This window comes from uncultured Cetobacterium sp. (genome assembly GCF_947039425.1).
Lineage (GTDB): Bacteria > Fusobacteriota > Fusobacteriia > Fusobacteriales > Fusobacteriaceae > Cetobacterium_A.
Genome location: NZ_CAMQYW010000138.1, coordinates 1 through 4,908, shown reverse-complemented (window position 1 = coordinate 4,908; position 4,908 = coordinate 1). Strand labels below are relative to the sequence as shown.

Genomic DNA, 4,908 nt, shown 5'->3' with positions numbered 1-4,908 from the left:
TTAAACATATAAAGCACCACCATTTTTTTAAAAAGGGGTAGTATCAATTGATACTGCCCTTCCCGTTTTTTTACAACACTTTTTTATGAAATCTAAATGTTTTACTTAATAAAGAGGAAATTAATTCTATTGCTACAGAAGTTGGACTCTGTAAAAGAATATGAAAATTGAGCCCTGTGCAACTATTGAAAATGGTAATACTTTCTCCAAATAACATAAACAAAGATATACTAAGTGATATTTCTCTTAATCTCTTTGAAATAGATAATCTATCTATGAGTTCAAAGGTTCTTAATAAAAGATTTAATTCAAATTTTGTAAAGTTCCTTTATTTCTTGTTTTATAAAAAAGTATGGTTAAGATATTGTTAAAAGATGATTTCTGTATTGCTGGAGTCATCTTTTTTTAGATTCTATTGATATCTCTGATTATTGTAATGATGATATGCTCTAAGAGTTTTCTTTTGCTATTCTTGAGTTAAAAAGAGTATTTTATTTATAATTTTAGAAATCAAAGTCGGAGATACACCAAAGAATATCCTAATCTTCTTCAATTTCAGCTATTAGATTATTTAAAATATTTTGTAAATCTCTATCATTATTTAGGTTGAAAATCTATTAAGAATTTATAAATCAATTTATTCTTGCCATAAAAAAACCTCCTAGATACATAGTACCTCTAGGAAAGCTCCTTTATTTATACAAAATGATTTATTCTCTCTTCTTATTGAGAAATAATATCAATTATTTCAGTAACTGTTAAATCCCTGTCACCACTTTCAGATAACTCATGATGTGATTTTCCTTCATCAATACCTTTTAATTTTACTTCTGCTGTTAAGATCGCTCTATTTTTATCTCCTTTTCTTTCTCTCTCTATACTTTCAATCAATGGTAGAATATTTCCATGTAACCAATATATTTGTCCTGTTTCATCATCTTTAAATGTTTCATTTTCAAATCCATCAGTATAAATACCAATATAAATTTTTTCGTTATGGTTTTTTTCATGTATATATTTTTTTGATATAAAAAATAAACAAAATCCAAAAAATATAAATATTAAAAATCTTTTCATTTTTAATCCTCCTAATTTAGGTTATAGTAAATTACATTTATTTTACATGTACTAATTTTTTTATTGAAATATTGTAATGAATACTGATATTTGTTAAATATACTTATAATAAGAAAATCAAAATAAAAGTTTAAAAGAACTATTATCTTATTTTTTATTATTTACTTTAAAGGCTCTAAAAGGAAACTTAACAATATTAATTTTTAATATAGTAATATGAGGATTAATGCTAAGAGCAGTATAGTTTATCTTCTACTTTTTTTATTTGTTTCTGCTTAAATTTTTCACTTTCTTCTTTTGCTTGATGCTCTAAATATTGAATATAGATCATCTGATATTTTTCATCTTCATAAAAAATTGATTTTTTTAATTCTTTTTTATAATTTTCTTTTCTATTATTAGATAATTCCATTTCTAAAACTTCTGTTATTGTATTGGCAATCATTTTATCTATATCTATTCTCTTTCTCATATAAAAGAACTCCTATTATTATATTTCTAATTTTTTTTGTTTTAATATGATCCTAACATAAAGATTTTTACTTGTAAAGTATCAGACTATAAGATATGTTAACAAATAAAAATTTTTAAACATGATAAAGGCTTTCACTGAAGTGAAAGCCTTTTATCATCACTTTTTATTACGTTTTAGCACTTGAATAATATGTTTAATATTCTATATTTTAAATATTTTTTATAATTATTCAACTAAAGGAGACTCTTCTTTCATATTTGATTCAGAATTAATTTCATCTTTTTGGGGGATATTTAAAGAATCTTCATGTTTTTCAGAAAGAGAAGAATCCTCATTTTGTTCAATTTGCTTATTAGGTTTAAAATCTGAAGAATCCTCATTTCCACATGCTAAAAATGATACACATAAAATCCCCATTACAATTGTTTTTAATAATATTTTTTTCATTTTTTTCTCCCTTTATAATTTTTTTATTCAATTCTTTAATAGTAAAATGATTATAATTTATTTGTTTCGTGTTTATATCTTTAAAATATAAATAAAATTAAAGATATAAACACGAAATTAATATTATAAACTATATTTTGTTAAATAAGTGATATATTTAAGCTATTTGATCATTCTTTATTCTTATATATAATTCATTTAATAATTGAAAATTAAAGTCTATAAAATCATAATTAGAAAAGTTTTTAAGATTATATAGTGAATTTTTTAAAAATAAAATATCATCTTCTAAATTTTCTTTAGTTTTGTATTTTGATTTATTGTCAGGTGTATCTATCTCGCTCGTTAATAACCATAATAGTTTAAGTTTATTTTGCAAAGATATTATTTGGATTTTAGCACTATATAAATCATCAACATTAAGATTTTGTTCAATTTTAATTAATTCTTCTAACATAGTTACTCTCCTTTTATAAAGTTATATAAACATATTATGCTATTCATTTCGTGTTTATTTCCTTTTTTTATAAAAAGTAACTAAAAATAATATCATTTTTTTAAAAAATACAATATAATCAAGATAAAATTACCAGGAGGTTATTATGATTTTACTAGTTGAAGATTCCATAATTATAAGAAAATTAATAAAAGAAATTTTAATTGAAAAAAATATAGAAATAGAAGAAGCTGAAAATGGAGAAGAGGCCTTAAGCTTATTAAAAAATAATATCTACGATTTAATTATTTTAGATATAATGATGCCAAAAATGGATGGTTTAGAATTAATTAACATAATTCGTGATTTTTCTAATATTCCGATTATTTTTTTATCTGCATTGTCAGATGAAAAAACACAAATATCAGCATATAATTTAGGAGCTGATGGATATATTACAAAACCATTTTCTCCAAATATTTTAATTTCTATTATCGAAAGGTACCTTAGAAAAAAAGAGAAAATTGAAAAATATAAATCATTAGAATTACATTTTAAAAGTAAAAAAGTTGTTATTGAAGACGAAGAAATACATCTTCCTATAAAAGAAAGAGAAATTTTATTTTATTTAGCTAACTCTGTAAATGTTGTAAAAACAAGAGATCAAATATTAAATTCTGTTTGGGGTTATGACTATTATGGAGAAGATAGAGCTGTTGATAAACATATTTCTAAATTGAGAGAACAATTAGGTGATTATGGAGGATTAATTAAGACAATCAAATCTATTGGATATAAATTTGAAAAATAGAAAGGTGAAATTTTAATGAAATTAAAATATAAATTAATAATCATTCTCTCAAGTGTGTTTTTTCTAACTTTATTTTTAGATTTTTATTTAGGATCACTTTATTTTGAAAAATATTTTAGATTTACTAAAATAAATTCACTAGAAAAAATTGATTTTATTGAAAATAATCAAATCGATTTAAATAAATTAAAAGAATATAAAACCTCTAAAAATGCAAATGTAACAATTTTAAATAATGATAACAAATTTATATCATTAAGTTCTTTTAATTATTTTATACTAAAAGATAAAAAAACAAAAAATATAATAATATTAAGTCCATATCTTAGTCAATTATATTTAAAAAATAAATTTATTTTAAAAAAAAATGATAAATTAAAGTTGAAAACTATCAATATTTTTAATAACTACTTTATGGCTTATGAAATAATTAGAAAAAATGATAAAATTATAGATTTTGATATTAATATAAAAAAAAATAAATTAGTTACTTTATCTGGGAAAATTTATTCTTTACCTATAAAAACAAATAAAAAAACAAATGAAATACTGGAAATATATCCTTATATAAATTTATTTAAAAATCAAAGTAAAATTTATGAATCTTATGATAAAACAAGTTTTTATATAATTAGTAAAAAAATAGATAGATTCAGAATAATAATTTATTATAAATTTAAACCAATTAATGAAATTTTTCCAATGTTAAAATTATATTTTATCTTGAAAATTATTTTTCTTGTTTTAATTATAATTATCTTAGGTTTGATTTTAGAAAAATTAATAATAGATCCTATTATTAATTTAGCTAAAAACACAAATAAAATTGGGAATTTAAATTTTAAACTTGACTTAACTTATAAAAAAAGAGATGAAATTGGATTCTTATATAACAATATAAATATAATGTTAAATAAATTAGAAAATATTATTTATCTCTATAAAAAAGAAAATCAGGATAATATTAAAGCTAAAATCGAATTTGAAGAAGAGTTGAAATTATTTATGCATGAGATTAAAACACCACTATCAGCTATAATAGGATTTACAGATTTATTTTTAGCTAAAAATAAATCTGAAAACATTCAAATTGTCCATGATGAAGGAAAAAGATTATTACGTTTAGCTGATGAACTAATAAATAAAAAAAATATAACTCAAAATATTTCTTTAAAGAAAAATAATTTTAACTTAACTGAATTAATTGAACTTATTTTAAAAATATATGAAAAAGAATTAATAAATATAAATTTACAATTTGAAGCATCTTCAATATCTGTTTACGCAGATAAAGAAAAAATAAAACAAGTAATTATTAATTTTTTAACAAATGCGATAGAACATACATCTTCAGATATAATAATTAAACTTGTACCAATAAACAATAAAATTGAGTTTTCTATTGAAAATAATGGAAGTAAATTAAGTGAAGATGAAAAAAATAACATCTGGAAAAAATATTATTCAACAAAAGCAGAATTGGGTAGAGGATTAGGCTTATTTATTTCTTCAGAGATTATAAAACTTCATAATAATAGATATAATGTTACTATCACAGATAATGGTATTCGTTTTTCTTTTTATTTAGACCAATCTGAAATTTAAAAATTTTATTTAAATATAAAGATATAAACACGAAATTAAAAAACTATAATTATTTTA

The 4,908-nt window shown here is 20.3% G+C and carries 6 protein-coding genes; 2 read left to right on the top strand and 4 right to left on the bottom strand.

Features of this window, described 5'->3' with window-relative positions; genetic code table 11:
• Positions 1-723 precede the first annotated feature (723 nt).
• From Q0V09_RS07625 to Q0V09_RS07610, 4 genes are all read right to left on the bottom strand, one after another.
• The gene (locus Q0V09_RS07625) at positions 724-1,077 is read right to left on the bottom strand and encodes a hypothetical protein (protein ID WP_297488148.1); all 354 of its coding nucleotides are present in this window, start codon (positions 1,075-1,077) and stop codon (positions 724-726) included.
• Between the two features lie 229 nt (positions 1,078-1,306).
• Positions 1,307-1,549 (bottom strand): hypothetical protein, encoded by a 243-nt coding sequence (locus Q0V09_RS07620; RefSeq protein ID WP_297488145.1) that lies wholly within the window; start codon positions 1,547-1,549, stop codon positions 1,307-1,309.
• Between the two features lie 228 nt (positions 1,550-1,777).
• The gene (locus Q0V09_RS07615; RefSeq protein WP_297488142.1) at positions 1,778-1,999 is read right to left on the bottom strand and encodes a hypothetical protein; all 222 of its coding nucleotides are present in this window, start codon (positions 1,997-1,999) and stop codon (positions 1,778-1,780) included.
• Positions 2,000-2,156: 157 nt separating this feature from the next.
• The gene (locus Q0V09_RS07610) at positions 2,157-2,456 is read right to left on the bottom strand and encodes a hypothetical protein (RefSeq protein ID WP_297488140.1); all 300 of its coding nucleotides are present in this window, start codon (positions 2,454-2,456) and stop codon (positions 2,157-2,159) included.
• 145 nt (positions 2,457-2,601) lie between these two features.
• Between Q0V09_RS07610 and Q0V09_RS07605 the strand changes: the two genes are divergently transcribed.
• Positions 2,602-3,246, top strand: coding sequence for a response regulator transcription factor (locus Q0V09_RS07605; protein WP_297488137.1), 645 nt, complete (start codon positions 2,602-2,604; stop codon positions 3,244-3,246).
• Between the two features lie 15 nt (positions 3,247-3,261).
• Positions 3,262-4,851 carry a HAMP domain-containing sensor histidine kinase gene (locus Q0V09_RS07600; RefSeq protein WP_297488134.1) on the top strand — a complete coding sequence of 530 codons (1,590 nt, stop codon included), beginning with the start codon at positions 3,262-3,264 and terminating at the stop codon, positions 4,849-4,851.
• The last annotated feature ends 57 nt before the right edge of the window (positions 4,852-4,908 follow it).